We start from the raw sequence: 591 nt of genomic DNA on the forward strand, positions 1-591 counted from the left end.
CACTAGAAGTAACGAATGTTTTAGTATTAAAACAAACGGTTATCGTGCGGATGTGGTTCTCAAGCTACGAAAGATACCTGGCCGCGTATGGGCGATAGCGAATTTAGAATGGACCGTTCCCAATAATGAGAAAACGATTCAATTACTTTATGAATTGTTTGGCCCTGAACATGTTGATTTCTCCAACTCATTGCGACAAGAAGAACTTCTTATTCGAAAATGGTTCCCTTACGACGCTGCAACGGCCAAAGTCATACGTGATCACTTGGACCAATTGACAAATCTTATGACTCTTAAAGGCTTCAGCATGAAAACCAAAAAGGCATATGAAGGCCATGTCCGACGTTTTTGTGAAACCCATGCTGAAGTGTTTCTACAGTTAAAAGTCGCTGATGTACAAACTTATCTCCTACGAATATTTGCGCAGGACCGTTCTCATTCTTATATTAATCAGACAATGAGTGCATTGAAGATTTTTCTCGGTATGGTATGCGGACGACCTGATCTCATCCTAAATCTCCCACGACCTAAGAAAGAAAAAAAACTTCCAGCTGTTTTGTCCGTTGATGAGGTACTGCGTGTATTTAATGT

At 40.4% G+C, this 591-nt stretch carries 1 protein-coding gene; it reads left to right on the forward strand.

The genetic code is table 11. From position 1 onward, the window contains the following. A partial coding sequence (locus AC1DWB_RS36995) for a phage integrase N-terminal SAM-like domain-containing protein (RefSeq protein WP_477546004.1) occupies positions 1–591 on the forward strand: 591 nt, incomplete at both ends.

This window comes from Paenibacillus sp. P4_E11, assembly GCF_056401635.1.